Source organism: Luteimonas deserti (assembly GCF_013425765.1).
Classification (GTDB): domain Bacteria; phylum Pseudomonadota; class Gammaproteobacteria; order Xanthomonadales; family Xanthomonadaceae; genus Luteimonas; species Luteimonas deserti.
In genome coordinates, this window is sequence record NZ_JACCJZ010000017.1 from 124,007 (window position 1) to 139,962 (window position 15,956).

The window sequence follows — 15,956 nt, forward strand, 5'->3', positions numbered from 1 at the left end:
CGGAGTGTCCATGACCACTGCCGCTACCGCCGCCCGCCGTCTGGGCCCCCAGGAACTCGAGGCCTTCGGCGCCGAGCTCGACGCGCTGCACACGCGCACGATGGCCGAGGTCGGCAAGGTCGATGCCGATTACATCCGCAACGTGGTGCGCTGGATGCGCTACATCGGCCTCGGCGGCCGCGCGCTGCTGATGGTCGGCGCGGTCGGCGGCGCCTTCGTGCCCTGGCTGTTGTGGCCGGCCTGCATCCTCGGCGCATTGATGCTCGGCCTGGCCAAGATCCTGGAGAACATGGAGATCGGCCACAACGTCATCCATGGCCAGTACGACTTCATGGGCGACCCGCAGTTCGACAGCCACACCTACGAGTGGGACATCGTGGCGACCTCGGACAACTGGCGCCACTCGCACAACTTCCGCCACCATACCTACACCAACGTGCGCGGCATGGACGACGATATCGGGTACGGCCTGCTGCGCATCTTCCCCGAGCAGCGCTGGCGCCCGTTCTACCTGCTGCAGCCCTTCATCGCCGTGGTGTTCGCGCTGTATTTCCAGTGGGGCGTGGCGATCCAGGAGCTCAAGCTGGGCCGTTTCTTCGCCGGCAAGATGCCCAAGGGCAAGCTCGCGCGTGATTTCGCCCCGGTGGGCCGCAAGATGGGCCGCCAGCTGCTGAAGGACTACGTGCTGTTTCCGGCGCTGGCGGGGCCGTTCTTCCTGCCGGTGCTGCTGGGGAACCTGGTCGCCAACGGCATCCGCAACGTGTGGACCTACGTGGTGATCTTCTGCGGCCACTTCACCGCCGATGCCGAGACCTTTCCCAAGGAATCGATCCGCAACGAATCGCGCGGCCACTGGTACATGCGCCAGCTGCGCGGCTCGTCGAACATCGGTGGCGGTCGCCTGATGAACCTGTTGACCGGCAACCTGAGCCACCAGATCGAGCATCACTTCTACCCGGACGTGCCGGCACACCGCTACGGCAAGCTGTCGCTCGAGGTCCGCGAGATCTGCACGCGGTACGGCCAGCCCTACAACACCGGATCGCTGCCCCGGCAGTTCGGCGAGGTGGTGTGGCGCATCGTGCGGCACGCATTCCCGAGCCGGCCGAAGCGGGTGCGCAGCGCGCCGGAAGGCGTGCTTCAACAGGCCTAGGGTGGGTTCCGGTGCGATACCGGAGCACGCGACGCGATCGAACGCCCCGCCTCGTGCGGGGCGTTTGCGTTCCGGATGTCGAAAGATACGTGGGCGCGGAGGGAGGTGCGGCTCGGCGCGAGCGTGCTCGACGTGGTGCGAGTCGACGCTTCGTTCGTCGCAGTCGCTTTCTCGGTGGCTGGCGCGCTCGCTCCGTGTCTTGCCTTTGCCTTTGATTTTGCTTTTTGCTTTTGCTTTTTGCTTTTGCGTTTGCTTTTGTCTTGGCTTTGGCTTTGCGATTGATCTGATCGAGCCGTAAAGCGAGCCGAGCATCGCAGGGCGGCGGGGCCGAAGAGCGGCCATGTCCGAGCGCAGCGAGTCCCGGCTGCGGAACCGTGAAGGTCCCGATGTGCCCCGCTGCCCGAGAAGCGCAGGGGCCCGTGGCGGCGGTATCGCGGCGGATCGCGTCCGGCGAAGGGACTTTTGGTTCCTTTTTGGGCCTTCGAAAAGAAACTCGCACGCGCAGCGGGCGAACGCTATGCACTCGACTTGTTTGTTCCCCTAGGGCACACGCTGGGCGCGAAGAACAGAGCGCGCTGTTCGCGCGGCTCACTTTTGTCGTGTCAAAGGTAAGCAAAGACCGCCGTCGCCGGGCGCGGGCCGACGCGGCTGCGCCGCGCCGGTTCCCTGCGCTTCTCGCCGGACGCGGCACGGCACGCAGACTCGCTTCGCTCAGACATGGGCGCCTCTACGGCCGCGCCAGGCTTCGGTGCTCGGCCCGCTTGACGGCCCGAACGTCGAACGCTGAAAGCCAGAGCCAGAGCCAGAGCCAGAGCCAGAGCCAGAGCCGGAGCCGGAGCCAGAGCAAAAGTCAAAATCGAGAGCCGCAGCCGCAGTCACATCCACGGCAAGCGTTGAGACCGCGAAGACAATTGGAGAGCGATGACAGCGGAAACAGTGGAACTGCAGCAGGGCCGGGGTACGACCGCCGGCGCCACGATGACGCACGCGACGGCACCGCCACACCTCGTCACGTGCCGGTGCGGATAATGCGCCCGCATCCCCCGAGTGCCGCAGCATGTCGACGCCGAAAGCGAGATCGAAGCCTAAATCCAAGGCCCCCGCCGACTGCGTCCGCGTCCGCGGCGCGCGCGAGCACAACCTCAAGGACGTCGATGTCGACATTCCGCGCGATGCGCTGGTGGTGTTCACCGGGGTGTCGGGCTCGGGCAAGTCCTCGCTCGCGTTCGGTACGCTGTTCGCCGAAGCGCAGCGGCGGTATCTGGATTCGATCTCGCCCTACGCGCGGCGGTTGATCGACCAGGCCGGCGTGCCGCAGGTCGATTCGATCGAGGGCCTGCCACCGGCCGTCGCACTGCAGCAGGCGCGCGGCACGCCGACGGCGCGTTCGTCGGTGGGCAGCCTGACCACGATCTCCAACAGTCTGCGCATGCTCTATTCGCGTGCAGGCGACTACCCGCGCGGACAGGAGATCATCTACGCCGACGGGTTCTCGCCGAACACGCCCGCAGGTGCCTGCCCCAGCTGCCATGGGCTGGGCAGGATCTACGACGCGACGGAGGCGACCATGGTGCCCGACCGTTCGCTGACCATTCGCGAACGCGCGGTCGCTGCGTGGCCCGGCGCCTGGCACGGCCAGAACCAGCGCGACATCCTCACGACGCTCGGCATCGATGTCGATGTGCCCTGGTCGAAGCTGCCGAAGAAGACCCGAGACTGGATCCTCTTCACCGACGAGCAGCCGGTGGTGCCCGTGTATCCGGGCTTCGATGTGGCGGAGGTCCAGCGCGCGCTCAAGCGCAAGACCGAGCCCGCCTACATGGGCACGTTCACCGGTGCGCGCCGCCACGTGCTGCACACCTTCGCCAACACCCAGAGCGCGCAGCAGAAGAAGCGCGCCGCGCGGTACCTGGTGGGTGTCGACTGCCCGGAGTGCCACGGCAAGCGCCTGCGGCGCGAGGCGCTGTCGGTGACGTTCGCAGGGTTCGACATCGCGGAGTTCTCGCAACAGCCGCTCGATGCACTGGCGACCTTGCTCGCGCCCGCCGCCGCAGGCCGGACCCATGCCGCTGCGCATCCGGAGCAGGCGCTCGCAGCGCAGCGGATCGCGCAGGACCTGCTCGCACGCATCGCGGTGCTGCAGGATCTGGGGCTCGGGCATCTGGCACTGGCGCGGGCCACACCGACCCTGTCGCAGGGCGAACTGCAGCGGCTGCGTCTCGGCACCCAGATCCGCTCGCAGCTCTTCGGTGTGGTCTACGTGATGGACGAACCCTCGGCCGGCCTGCATCCCGCCGATGCGCAGGCGTTGCTGCGTGCGCTCGACCAGCTCAAAGCGGCTGGAAACTCGCTGTTCGTCGTCGAGCACGAGATCGACGTGATCCGCCATGCCGACTGGATCGTCGATGTCGGCCCGGCGGCGGGTCAGCATGGTGGACAGGTGCTCTACAGCGGCGTGCCCGAGGGCCTGCAGCGGATCGAGGCGTCGGCGACGCGGCGCTATCTGTTCGCCGGCCACGCGCCGATCGCCCGCCATGGACGCACGCCGTCCGCGTGGCTGCAGCTGCGTGGCATCCACCGCCACAACGTGCAGGGGCTCGACGTCGACATTCCCTTGGGCGTCTTCACCACGGTCAGCGGCGTCAGCGGTTCCGGCAAATCCTCGCTGGTCAGCCAGGCCCTGGTCGAACTGCTGACCGCGCACTTCGGGCGCGAGCGCGACGCCGACGAGGACACCCCGATCGATCCGCTGGAGCGCGGCGTCGAGGCGGCCCTGGACGGGCGCATCGAGGGCGGGCTCGACGCCGTGCGGCGTCTGGTGCGCGTGGACCAGAAGCCCATCGGGCGTACGCCGCGATCCAATCTCGCCACCTACACCGGCCTGTTCGATCACGTGCGCAAACTGTTCGCGGCGACGCCGGCGGCGAAGCGGCGCGGTTACGACGCCGGCCGGTTTTCGTTCAATGTCGCCAAGGGCCGTTGCAGCACCTGCGAGGGCGAAGGCTTCGTCAGCGTGGAACTGCTGTTCATGCCCAGCGTCTACGCGCCATGTCCCGCCTGCCATGGTCGACGCTACAACGCGAAAACGCTGGAGGTCACGCTGCGCGACAGAACCATCGCCGATGTGCTCGCAATGACAGTGGACGAGGCTGCGCTGTTCTTCGCCGACGATACGGCGGTCGCCCGCCCGCTGCAGATGCTGCTCGAGGTCGGGCTGGGCTATCTGCGGCTCGGCCAGCCGGCGACCGAGTTCTCGGGCGGCGAGGCGCAGCGCATCAAGCTGGCCAGCGAGCTGCAGCGCGCCCAGCGCGCGGGTACGGTGTACGTGCTGGACGAACCCACGACCGGGCTCCATCCCTCGGATGTCGACACGCTGATGCGCCAGTTGCAGGCGCTGGTCGATGCCGGCAGCACGGTGATCGTCGTGGAGCACGACATGCGCGTGGCCGCCGCCAGCGACTGGATCATCGACATGGGCCCGGGCGCCGGCGACGCGGGCGGGCAGGTGGTCGTCGCCGGCACGCCGGAGACCGTGGCACGGCACCGCGGCAGCCGGACCGCGCCATTCCTCGCCGAGGCGATGAGTGAGGCGACAGTCGGCCCCTGAAGAGCGGAGTCGTCATGTCCGGGTGCGCCGGGACGTCGTGACGGAAACAGACTTCGCGGCATGCATGCGCTCATGAGGGCGCTGCAGTGCCGTCGGCGTGACGCCGGCAGCCGCGACGCTGTTGCCGGTATGCCCTGGCGTTCCGGCAGGGCGCTGCGGTCATGGGCCGGCGGTTCCACGCGACGCGGCGGGTGCTGCCGATTGCCACCGGCGGTGCAGGCGACGCCGTGGCGAGAATGCGACGGATGCACTCTGACGACGGGGCGTCGCGGCCGGCGCGGCGCCCCCTTGCGTGCCCCCACGTGCACGCTGGCCGCCACGGTCCGCACATGCACGCGGTGCCCGATGCGGGCATGCTTGGGCGCTCGATCCACCGTCCGCGTGCGTCATGAGCGGATGGGCAGGGACGCCACGATCGAATTCCAACCACGCTGTCCAGGAGCTGCCGATGTCCACCGCACCGCGTCGCGCGACGCTGTCTTTCCTCGCCCTGTCGTTGGCCTTGGCCCTCGGCGCCGCCGCTCCGCTCTGCGCGCAGCACGCGCCCGTTCCGACGCTCGCGCCGACGGCCAATGCCGCCGAGGCCGCCTTGCGCGATCTCTACACGGCCGAGTGGGAATGGCGTCAGCGCGAGTTCGACCGCGAGCGCATCGACGGACGCTGGCAGGCGGGTGGGCGTATGCCGTCGGTGACGCCTGAGGCCTGGCACCGCCGCACCGCGTACTGGCGGGACGTGCTGACGAAGCTCGATGCGATTTCGCTGACCGACCTCGGACGCGAGGAGCGTATCAACGCCGCGGTGTTCCGCACCTCGATCGAGGCCAGCGTCGCGAACGCCGCCTGGCGCACCTACGAGGCGCCGTTCAACAGCGACAGCTTCTTCTGGGGCGGCATCAATCCGCGCCAGCCCTACCAGACCGAGGCCGACTGGCGCCGTTTTATTGCGCGGCTCGGCGACGTGCCGCGTTACTTCGACGAGCAGATCGCGAACATGCGCAGCGGTCTCGACCGCGGCTGGAGCGTGCCGCGCGCGACGCTGGACGGTCGCGACACCACGCTGGTGCCGTACACGCAGACCGGCGAGGACAACCCGCTGCTGGCGACGTTCGAGCGTATCCCGGTCGCGATCCCCGAGCCCGTGCGTACGCAACTGCGTGAGGAGGGCCGTCGCGTCGTGCTGGAGCAGACGCTGCCGGCGTACAGCAAACTGCTGGGCTTCCTCCGCGACGACTATTTCCCGCGCACGCGCACCACGATCGCCGCCCGCGATCTGCCCGACGGCCGCGCGTTCTACCAGTCGCAGATCCGCGAGTACGTGACCCGCGACATGAGCGCGCGCGAGATCCACGATCTGGGCCTGGCCGAAGTGGCGCGCATCTCGGCCGAGATGCGCGAGGTCATGGTCCGCACCGGGTTCGAAGGCACGTTCGAGGAATTCCTCGACTACCTGCGCACCGATCCCAAGTTCTACGCCCAGACGCCGCGCGAGCTGCTGGCCCATACGGCGTGGATCGCGAAGAAGATCGACGGCGAACTCAAGCACGTCGTCGGCACGCTACCGCGTTACCGCTTCACGATCCTGCCGGTCGCCGACGACATCGCGCCGATCTACACCGCCGGCCGCGGTGGCCTGGAGGCCTGCTTCTTCAACACCTACGACCTGCCGTCGCGGCCGCTGTACAACCTGCCGGCGCTGGTCGCGCACGAATGCGCGCCCGGCCACAGCTTCCAGGCCGCGCTCGCGCTCGAGGCGCCGGCGCGTCCGGACTTCCGCCAGCAGACGTACTTTTCCGGCTACGGCGAAGGCTGGGGCCTGTACACCGAGTGGCTCGGTACGCGCATGGGCATCTACGAGACGCCGTACGAGGAGTTCGGCCGGCTCACGTTCGAGATGTGGCGCGCGGCGCGTCTGGTCATCGACACCGGCCTGCACGAGTACGGCTGGAGCCGGCAGCAGGCGATCGACTATCTCGCCGGCCACACTGCGCTCGCGCGCCACGACGTCGTGACCGAGGTCGACCGTTACATCTCATGGCCAGGCCAGGCGCTCTCGTACTACATCGGTTACAAGACCATCCTCGACCTGCGCGCCGAGGCCGAGCGCGAGCTCGGCGCGGCCTTCGACCAGCGCCCGTTCCACGACACCATTCTCAATCTCGGCTCGGTGCCGCTGCCGGTGCTGGAAGAGGAAGTACGGCGGTTCATCGCCGAGCAGAAGGCCGCGGGCAGGGCGTCGGGCTGACGCGCCGCCCGGTCGGAGACACCAGCGTCGATCAGGCGGCGGGGGCTCGACGGTCGCGGACGGTGTCGTGCGTACGGTCCGCGCTCGCTGCGTCGCCAAGCGGCGGCCGGTGCAGCGCACGGCCCGTCGCACACGCCTCGCGGCTCGGACAGTGTCTCCTTTCGGCAGCGCCCGGCGAGCGGGGGCTTCCGTGGCGGTGAGCAGCGTGCCCGACGCCTGGAAGTACATGCGTTCCTCGTCGCGCCGGTGGAGGTGCATCGTGTCCGGACGCTGGCTGGCCCTGTCCATCCAGCCGCGGCGCGCTGCGGTCGGGGGCCCGAGGTCTTCGGCCCGTCCATCGAATGGTGGAGCTCGTGCAGCGCGGGGCGCGAGGCGTGAACCCCGCGTCGTGCATCAGGATCGGCGCGTCGGAGGCGCTCCTCGGCGGCCTCTGTTGCGGCCATTCGATACTCATGTCGGTGACGGTTCGGTGCGGCGTGCGCTGCACGGCCGCGAGCGCGGCAGCTTGCGGCAGCGAACGCTGGCTTGCACGACCCGCGCGAAGCGCGTCGTCGAGACATCCGGCATGGCGGTGTCCGCGGCGGCTCGGTCGCAACCCATGCGCGGTCTAGCAAGGTGCGCGCACCTGGTGTCACGCACAATGGCCGTTGGAAGATTGAGTGGCGACGCAGAAGCGTCGAGAATCGCAGCCTCGGCCCGTCCCGCGCCTTCCGTCGGATCTCCCATGCAGAACCTCCGCGTCTCCCTGGTACAGGGCGCCACCGTCTGGCACGACCCGGACGCCAATCGTGCCTACTACGGCGCCCTGATCGCGCCGCTGCGCGGCCTGACCGATCTCGTCGTGCTGCCGGAGACCTTCACCAGCGGCTTCAGCAACGACGCGATCGATCGCGCCGAGGACATGGCCGGCCCGACCGTCCACTGGATCCGCGAACAGGCCGCCGCGCTCGATGCCGCCGTCACCGGCAGCGTGCAGCTGCGCGACGGCGACGGCGTCTACAACCGGATGCTGTGGGCCACGCCCGACGGCACGCTGCAGCACTACGACAAGCGCCACCTGTTCCGCTACGCCAACGAGCACAAGCGCTATGCCGCCGGACGCGCGCGGCTGACGGTGGAGTGGAAGGGCTGGCGGATCAATCCACAGGTCTGCTACGACCTGCGTTTTCCGGTGTTCTGTCGCAACCGCTACGACGTCGAGCGCCCCGGTGATCTCGATTTCGACCTGCAGCTGTTCGTCGCCAACTGGCCGGCGGCGCGGGCTTACGCGTGGAATACGTTGCTGCGGGCTCGGGCGATCGAGAACCTGTGCGCCGTGGTCGGCGTCAACCGCGTCGGCACCGACGGCAACGGCATCGATTACGCCGGGGACAGTGCGGCCGTCGATGCCCTCGGCGGTTCGATCGTCGAATGCGGCGACACCGAGGGCGTCACCACCACCACGCTTCACGCGGCGCCGCTGCTGGCGCACCGCGAGCGCTTCCCCGCGATGCTCGACGCCGACCGGTTCCGCCTGGACTAGGCACGTACCGTGGCCGGTCGCGTTGCGGACCGCGTCATGCAGGCTGCACGTCGAAGGCGATCGTCAGCCGCGCCTCGGGATCGTCGAAGGGCACGGTTCCGTGCCACACGTAGGAAGGAAACAGTGCGAGCCAACCCTGTCTGGGCTGGAGCACACGCCGGGGCGGCAGATCCAGGCCCAGCTCCCGGGCCGGCTGGCCGAACTGGATCCAGCCTGCGTGCGCTCCCACGTCCGGACTCGCGTCGACGCTTGGAGGAAGCGCGACATAGAACGCGGAACTCAACCAACCCTGGTCGTGGATGTGGTTCGTATGGCTGCCCGATGCGCGCAGGCGCACCGACCACGACCCCTTGTAGCGGATGTCCGCCCGTCTGCGCGCGAGAAACGGGTGGCGCGGGTCTTGCGGCAACGAGGCGAGCCAGCGCCTGATCGTCGTGCTCAATGCGAGCTGGGTTGCGCGAAGCACCTCGTCGTCACCGCCGAACAGCTGCCCGGCGGTCTGCGATCCGTTGCGAACGCTCTGGTGGACCCGCTGCCGGCTGATCGCGTGCATGCGCTCCAGCACCTCGCCGAGCGCAGCGAGAAACTCCGACTGGGTGGAAAAACCCGGCGGCGTATCGACCTGCACGAAGCCCACCAGCCGCTCGTAATCGTTGAGCCATGTTTCGCGCGGGTCGTCGAACAGGCGCCAGACGGTCCCCATGTGGGTCCACGCCTCCTGGTTCAGCGGATCGCGTTGCAGCGCGTGCGCCGCGCAGTCGCCCGCCTGATCGAACCTGCCGGACTTGAGGGCGTGACGGGCGTAGGCATTGAGGAACTCGGGGCTGTCGCAGAGCGCGCGATGAGCCTCCGCGAAGCAGATCTCCGCCTGCGCATGTTCGCCGCGCAGCCCGAGCGCTTCGCCGGCGAACCAGCTCAGGACGGGATCCGACCCGGGGTGACCCGCGCTTCGACCGATCCGCTCGAGCACTTCGTCCGCCCTCCCGGCACCCAGCAGCATGCGCAGGAACCGGATGCGCAGATGGACATTGCCGGGATGGCGGTCCACGGCGTCCCTGAAGGTGGCGAACGGATCGTCGTCCACTCCCGCCGAAGCGCCAGCACCCTGCTCGAGCAGCAACTGGGTGAGCGTCTCCTGCCCCTGCACGAACTCCGGCTCGGCCCGCGCCAGGTCCAGCGCCCCGATGAGTGCGGCATCCGTTTCTCCGGAGTCGTCGAGGACACCGTTGATGACATCGTGGAGCTCCGGGCCCTTATACCCCAGCTCGCGTGCGCGGTAGAGGCACTCGAGGGCGTCGCGCGTGCGGCCCGTCAGGCGCAGGCAGACGCCGAGATTGATCCAGGCGCCTGCGGATTCCGGCGCGCATGCCGTGGCCCTGCGGAACGCGGCTGAGGCTTCATCGAGACGGTCCGACGCCCGCAACGCGTTGCCGAGTCCATGCCAGGCGACCGCTGAAGCAGGCTGCAGGACGGTCGCCCGCTCGAACGCGTTGCAGGCCCGAGCCGTATCGCCGAGCTGAAGCGACACGAGGCCCAGCTGCGTGACCACCGGCCCGGTCGCCGGTGCCGCGGCGAGAACATCGCGCGCCGTCTCGAGCCGACCGTTCTGCGCGAGCCACGCCGCAAACTCCAGCGTCCATGTCTGGTGGCCGGGCACCAGGGCGAGGGCGGCGCGATACGCGCGCTCCGCGCCGTCGGCATCGCCTGCAGCGGCGAGCACCCGTCCCAGCACCTGCTGCGCCTCGGCCGAGAAGGGGGCGGCCTGTGCACTCGTCCGGGCCTCGACGACCGCATCTCGCAAGCGGCCGTCGCGCAGGTGCGCCAGCGCCGTCTGCAACCGGCGCGTGAGCTCGGCTCCCGGTTCCGGAACGGACACGTGGGCTCAGCGGTTCCCGCCGCGCGGACCGCGATTGCCACCGCCCGGCGGACGGCCGCCCGGACCGCGGTTGCCGCCGCCCGGCGCGCCGCCCGGGCCACGACCGCCACCCGGACCACGGGCACCGCCGCCGGGTCCGCGTCCCGCGGCGCCCTTTGATGGAGGCCGGTTGCCGCCGCCCGGACGCGGTCCTCTCGGCGCCGCATTGGGATTGAAGCTGCCCGGATTGGCGTGGTCGGACGGGAAGCTGGGCGCACTGTCCGGATGTCCGTACGGCGCGCGCGGACGACCGGCCCCGCCACCGCCCGCCGGACGCGACGCCCACGGTCCCTGGCCGCCACCGCGCGGGGCCTGGCCGGCCCCGCCACCGGGGCCGCGCTTCTTGGCGCCGGCGCCGGATCCGCCATAGGGTTTCTTGGGGCCACGGCCATCGGCGTTGCGATGGCCGGTCGGGCCGGTCTCGACGCCGTCGGGCACGTACCAGCTGCGGAATGCCGCCGGGTTGCCCTCCGGCAACCCGCGTGCGCCGGTGTCCTTGCGCTGCTTGAAGGGCTTCTGCGACTGGCGAGCGGCCGCGTCGCCACTGACCGTGAGGCCCCCGTGCGGCTTGCGCGGACCGCCACGGCCGCGGCCGCGATCCTCGCGCACGTTGTCGAAACGACGCAGCTCGCGGCCTTCGTCGGCACCGCTGTTGTGACCGTTGACGTAGGCCTTGCCGGTGCCGCCCTTGCCCAGGTGCACGGTGGACTTGGCCGCCTTGCGCTGGCCGATCACAGGCTGCAGGGTCAAGGCCGGGGGCGGGCCTTCTTCCAGCTTGAGCGAGGTGCGCAGCTCCTCGACCTGCGCGGCCGGAAGTTCCTGCGACTGGCCGCGCAGCAGCGGCTGCGGCAGCACGACGTTGCCGTAGCGCACGCGCTTGAGGCGGCTGACCTGGCAGCCCTGCGATTCCCACAGCCGGCGCACCTCTCGGTTGCGGCCTTCCTTCAGCAGCACCTGGTACCAGTCGTGCGAATCGGTGCCGCCGATGCGCTCGATCGCGTCGAACTTGGCCGGGCCGTCCTCCAGCGCGACGCCGCGACGCAGGCGGTCGACGATCTTGTCCGACACCGCGTCTTCGCCTTCCGGCGCGCGCACGCGGCACACATACTCGCGCTCGACCTCGTAGGAGGGATGCATCATCGCGTTGGCGAGTTCGCCGTCGGTGGTGAGCAGCAGCAGACCGGTGGTGTTGATGTCGAGCCGGCCGATCGCGATCCAGCGCGCGCCCTTGAGCGCGGGCAGGGCTTCGAAGATGGTCGGCCGGCCCTCGGGATCCTCGCGCGTGGTCACCTCGCCCTCGGGCTTGTTGTAGATCAGCATGCGCGCCGGCTCGGTCAGGGCGCTGGCCACGAAGACCTTGCCGTCGAGCTCGACCCGATCGCCGGCCTTGATCGACATGCCTGTCTGCGCCGGTTCGCCGTTGACCTTGATGAGGCCGTCGGCGATGCGCTGCTCGAGCGCGCGGCGCGAGCCGAGGCCGGCCTGCGCGAGCACCTTGTGCAAGCGCTCTTCGAGCGGCGGCGTGGCGTCAGCCGCGGGCGCGTCGCCGCGCTTGAGCGACAGCGGGCTGCGGGGGGTCTTGTCGGGGGGATTGCGTTGCGTCATGAGGTGCTCCGGTCGCTGTCGCCGTCCGCGGCGAGGGCGTCGTCTGGTTCAAGGTGCCGGTCGCCGGGATCGGCGTCCGTATCGGGATGCTGCGGGTCCACGCCGTCGTCAGCGGCGTCGTAGGGGGTGGGAAGCTCGTGTCCGGCGGTGTCGGGTGCACCTGCATCGGTGTCGGCGCGTGCGTCGTCGATGCCTTGAAGCGGCGCGGTATCCGGTGCGGTTTCCGGGCCGGCCTCCGCCGTCGAAGGCGAACCGTCGATGGCCGCGTTGTCGGCCGGATGCGTCGCCGGCACTCCACTGGCGATGCCGCCGACACCGCGGTCGTCGGGACGACCATCGCCATCGCCGAGGTCATCACGGGTATCGGCACCGGCCAGCCGGAGTTGCGGGTCGAGCTCGGCGAAATCCTTGAGCTCCGACAGCGGCGGCAGTTCGTCGAGGCGCTTGAGGCCGAAGTAGTCGAGGAAACCCTTGGTCGTGCCCAGCAGTTCGGGGCGACCGGGCATGTCGCGATGGCCGACGACACGGATCCACTCGCGCTCTTCCAAGGCCTTGATGATGTTGCTGTTCGTCGCCACGCCGCGGACCTGCTCGATCTCGCCGCGGGTGATCGGCTGGCGGTAGGCGATCAGCGCCAGGGTCTCCAGCGTGGCCCGCGTGTAGCGGGTCTGACGTTCGGTCCACAGCCGGCTCACCCAGCCGTGGACGTCGTGCCTGACCTGGTAGCGCCAGCCAGAGGCCAGCTCGACCAGTTCCACGCCGCGATCGGCGCAGGCCGCCTGCAGCTCCTCCAGCGCCTGGCGGAGGCTGCCGTCCGGCGCGGGCTCGTCCAGCGTGAAGAGTGCGCCTAGCTGCGCGAGCGTCAGCGGCTGTGTGGAGGCCAGCAGGGCAGCCTCGACGATTCGGTTGATGAACGTCTGGTCCATTCGGTTCGGTGGGCTCGGGACTCAGGAATGGCGGGGGCGGGCGGACGGCGTCATGGCGACTCGGGCACGTCGTCGTCGAACTCGCTGGAGAACGCACTCGGCGGCGCACCGCCCTCGGCATCCGCCAGCGACTTGATGTAGATCGGCGCGAGAGGCGCCTCCTGCACGATGTCGAGCAGGCGTTCCTTGGTCAGCTCGAGCACCGACAGGAAGGTCACCACCACGCCGAGGCGGCCTTCGGTCGGATCGAACAGCGTTTCGAAGCGATGGAAGTGGCCGCCGGCGAGCCGGGTCAGGACCTCGCCCATGCGCTGGCGCACGCTGAGCGCATCGCGCCGGATCGCATGGCCGGTGAACAGCTCGGCGCGCTTGAGCACGTCGTGCAGGGCCAGCAGCATCTCGCGCAGGTCCACTGGCGGCGGCTCTCGGGAGATGTCGCGATCGGGCAGGGCCACCTGCGCCGGAACGGTGTCCCGGTCCTGGCGCGGCAGCCGATCGAGATCCTCGGCGGCCTGCTTGAAGCGTTCGTATTCCTGGAGCCGGCGTACGAGCTCGGCGCGCGGATCGCCGTCCTCGTCCTCGTCCAGCACGGGCCGCGGCAACAGCATCCGCGACTTGATCTCCGCGAGGATCGCGGCCATCACCAGGTATTCGGCCGCCAGTTCGAAGCGCAGCTCCTGCATCACCCCGATGTAGTCGACGTACTGCCGGGTGATGTCGGCGACGGGGATGTCGAGGATGTCGAGATTCTGTCGCCGGATCAGATAGAGCAGCAGGTCCAGCGGCCCCTCGAACGCCTCCAGAATCACTTCCAGCGCGTCGGGCGGGATGTACAGGTCCTGCGGAATCTGCAGGACGGGCTGTCCGTGCACGAGCGCCAGCGGCATCTCCTGCTGCTGCGGCGACGGCGCAGCCTGGCCGGCCGGCGCGGAAGCGTCGGAAGCGGGCTGGCTCATGCAGGTCGCGGCCGCGGGGGCGCGCTCGGAAACGGAATCACGAATGGGGCATCACTGCGGTCGGGACATGGCGACGGGACGGCGGGCGCTCTGGCACGGGTCCGGATCGGTGCGCGGCCTGGGCCGGCGCGGGAACAGCGGGTACTGCGAACGTCTGCAGCCGGATGCCATGCACGAAACGCGACTGCTGGGACAGTGCGGGGATCGGAAAGGCGTCGGGCCGGGCCGGTGGGGTGACCGCTGCAGGCGGGCGCGAACTGCGCGCCGCTGCGGAAAACTTGGCCGGGAATGCTGTCACACAGGGTACGCGCAGCGCCGGGGCGCTGTCCAGCAGGCGCGCCTGTGCCGGCCGACCTAAACTTCCGCGGTGCGAAGGAGACTGGCGATGATGTGGTACGCGATCGAAGGACACGATGGGCCGGACGTGCTGGACCGACGCCTGGAGGCGCGCCCCGCGCACCTGGCACGGTTGCTCGCCCTGCGCGAGACGGGGCGTCTGCTGCTGGCGGGCCCGTGCCCGGCGATCGACGCCGAGGATCCGGGGCCCGCGGGCTACACGGGCAGCATCGTGATCGCCGCCTTCGATTCGCTGGCCGACGCGCGCGCCTGGGCCGATGCGGACCCCTATGTCGACGCGGGTGTGTACACGCATGTCGACGTACGCCCGTTCCGCCCGGTCCTGCCCTGACGCGGTGCGGATGGGCGAGGGCTGCCCGGAACGGACGCCTCTGCGTGGAGCGGAGCCGACTCGTATACGCGGCGGGCTGCCGGCGCGTTCAACGCGCGACATGCGCCTCGTATGGGTGCCGCATCCGACCCCTTGCGAGCACCGCGCGAGATGCGGCGGGTGGCAGGGCGTGGCCTGCGGCTGGCGGAAAGGCCGCCCGCTGCTGCAGTGCAATATCCGTCATGTGACATTTTGTTTGCATAAGTGACCTGGAAACGCTTACATTCGCGTGCGAAATCGGGAGCGTGCGGATGGGCGTGACCATCAAGGATGTCGCCAAAGCAGCCAGCGTCTCGGTCGCCACCGTGTCGCGGGCGCTCAATGGTCACCAGAACGTGGCCGAGGCGGTCCGTCAACGCGTGCTCGATGCGGCCTCCGCGCTCCGCTACAGCCCGCACCACGCCGCCCGCAGCCTGAGCAGCCGACGCACCCAGACCGTGGGCGTCGTGCTGCCGGATCTCCACGGCGAGTTCTTCTCCGAACTGATGCGCGGCATCGACCAGGTCGCGCGGGCGCACGGTCTGCACCTGCTCGTATCGAGCTACCACGGCAATCCGGTGGAGCAGGGCGCCGCCTTGCGCGCGATGCGCGGGCGGGTGGATGGCCTGCTGCTGCTGTCGCCCTATGTCCACGATGCCGACTTCCTCACGAGCAACGTCGACGACAGCCTGCCCCTGGTGCTGATGAACAGCGCCGGCCCCGTGGAGCGTCCGTCGATCGGGATCGACAACTACACGGGTGCGCGCGCGATGGTGCGGCATCTCGTTGCGCTCGGACACCGGCGCATCGCGTTCATCGGCGGACCTGTCGACAACGATGACGCGCGTGAGCGTCTGCGCGGCTACCGCGACGCGCTGGACGCAGCGGATCCGGCCTTGGCCCTCTGGGAACTCCCGGGCGAGTTCGACGAAGCTTCGGGTCACCGCGCGGGTCAGGCGCTGCTCTCGATGGACGAGCGGCCGGATGCCGTGTTCGCGGCCAACGACACGATGGCCATCGGTTGCATCTATGCGCTGCGACGCGGCGGAGTGCGCACCCCTGACGATATTGCGGTGGTCGGTTTCGACGACATTCCGCTTGCACGCTACGTTCACCCATCGCTCACGACGATGCGCGTCGACATCGCTGAACTGGGGGCACGCGCATTGCGGGCCCTGCTCGATCCGCCTGCAACCGGCACCCAGATGCCGGTGCCGTCGAAGGGTCTGCAGCCCGTTCTCGTGGTGCGCGAATCCTGCGGTGGTGGAGGCATGCGAACACCGGCCGATTGATCGAACTGCAGCTGGAGCCTTGGGAGGGGATC

9 protein-coding genes and 1 pseudogene are annotated in these 15,956 nt (G+C 69.5%); 6 read left to right on the forward strand and 4 right to left on the reverse strand.

The window, feature by feature from the left end; translation table 11 throughout:
• The first annotated feature begins 10 nt into the window (after window positions 1–10).
• The 4 genes from H0E82_RS09830 (at window position 11) to H0E82_RS09845 (ending at window position 8,524) form a co-directional block, all read left to right on the forward strand.
• Entirely contained in the window at window positions 11–1,153 is a 1,143-nt protein-coding gene (locus tag H0E82_RS09830) for a fatty acid desaturase family protein (RefSeq protein ID WP_180545283.1), read from the forward strand.
• Between the two features lie 1,057 nt (window positions 1,154–2,210).
• The gene (locus tag H0E82_RS09835; RefSeq protein ID WP_180545284.1) at window positions 2,211–4,760 is read left to right on the forward strand and encodes an excinuclease ABC subunit UvrA; all 2,550 of its coding nucleotides are present in this window, start codon (window positions 2,211–2,213) and stop codon (window positions 4,758–4,760) included.
• 448 nt (window positions 4,761–5,208) lie between these two features.
• On the forward strand, window positions 5,209–7,002 hold the full coding sequence (locus H0E82_RS09840; RefSeq protein ID WP_180545285.1) for a DUF885 domain-containing protein: 1,794 nt from the start codon (window positions 5,209–5,211) through the stop codon (window positions 7,000–7,002).
• A gap of 724 nt (window positions 7,003–7,726) precedes the next feature.
• Window positions 7,727–8,524: an amidohydrolase gene (locus H0E82_RS09845; protein WP_180545286.1), complete on the forward strand. Its 798-nt coding sequence runs from the start codon at window positions 7,727–7,729 to the stop codon at window positions 8,522–8,524.
• Window positions 8,525–8,558: 34 nt separating this feature from the next.
• Here the strand turns inward: H0E82_RS09845 and H0E82_RS09850 are convergent, their stop codons facing one another.
• The 4 genes and pseudogenes from H0E82_RS09850 to H0E82_RS09865 form a co-directional block, all read right to left on the reverse strand.
• On the reverse strand, window positions 8,559–10,400 hold the full coding sequence (locus tag H0E82_RS09850) for a putative 2OG-Fe(II) oxygenase (RefSeq protein WP_180545287.1): 1,842 nt from the start codon (window positions 10,398–10,400) through the stop codon (window positions 8,559–8,561).
• A 6-nt stretch (window positions 10,401–10,406) separates the two neighbouring features.
• Window positions 10,407–12,044, reverse strand: a complete 1,638-nt coding sequence (locus H0E82_RS09855; protein WP_180545288.1) for a pseudouridine synthase — start codon at window positions 12,042–12,044, stop codon at window positions 10,407–10,409.
• An 11-nt stretch (window positions 12,045–12,055) separates the two neighbouring features.
• A pseudogene (gene scpB, locus H0E82_RS09860) lies at window positions 12,056–12,970 on the reverse strand (SMC-Scp complex subunit ScpB); the annotation flags it as partial.
• A gap of 50 nt (window positions 12,971–13,020) precedes the next feature.
• Window positions 13,021–13,926 (reverse strand): segregation and condensation protein A, encoded by a 906-nt coding sequence (locus H0E82_RS09865; RefSeq protein WP_180545290.1) that lies wholly within the window; start codon window positions 13,924–13,926, stop codon window positions 13,021–13,023.
• 388 nt (window positions 13,927–14,314) lie between these two features.
• Between H0E82_RS09865 and H0E82_RS09870 the strand changes: the two genes are divergently transcribed.
• Window positions 14,315–14,614, forward strand: a complete 300-nt coding sequence (locus H0E82_RS09870) for a YciI family protein (protein WP_180545291.1) — start codon at window positions 14,315–14,317, stop codon at window positions 14,612–14,614.
• Between the two features lie 290 nt (window positions 14,615–14,904).
• Window positions 14,905–15,924 carry a LacI family DNA-binding transcriptional regulator gene (locus tag H0E82_RS09875; protein WP_180545292.1) on the forward strand — a complete coding sequence of 340 codons (1,020 nt, stop codon included), beginning with the start codon at window positions 14,905–14,907 and terminating at the stop codon, window positions 15,922–15,924.
• The last annotated feature ends 32 nt before the right edge of the window (window positions 15,925–15,956 follow it).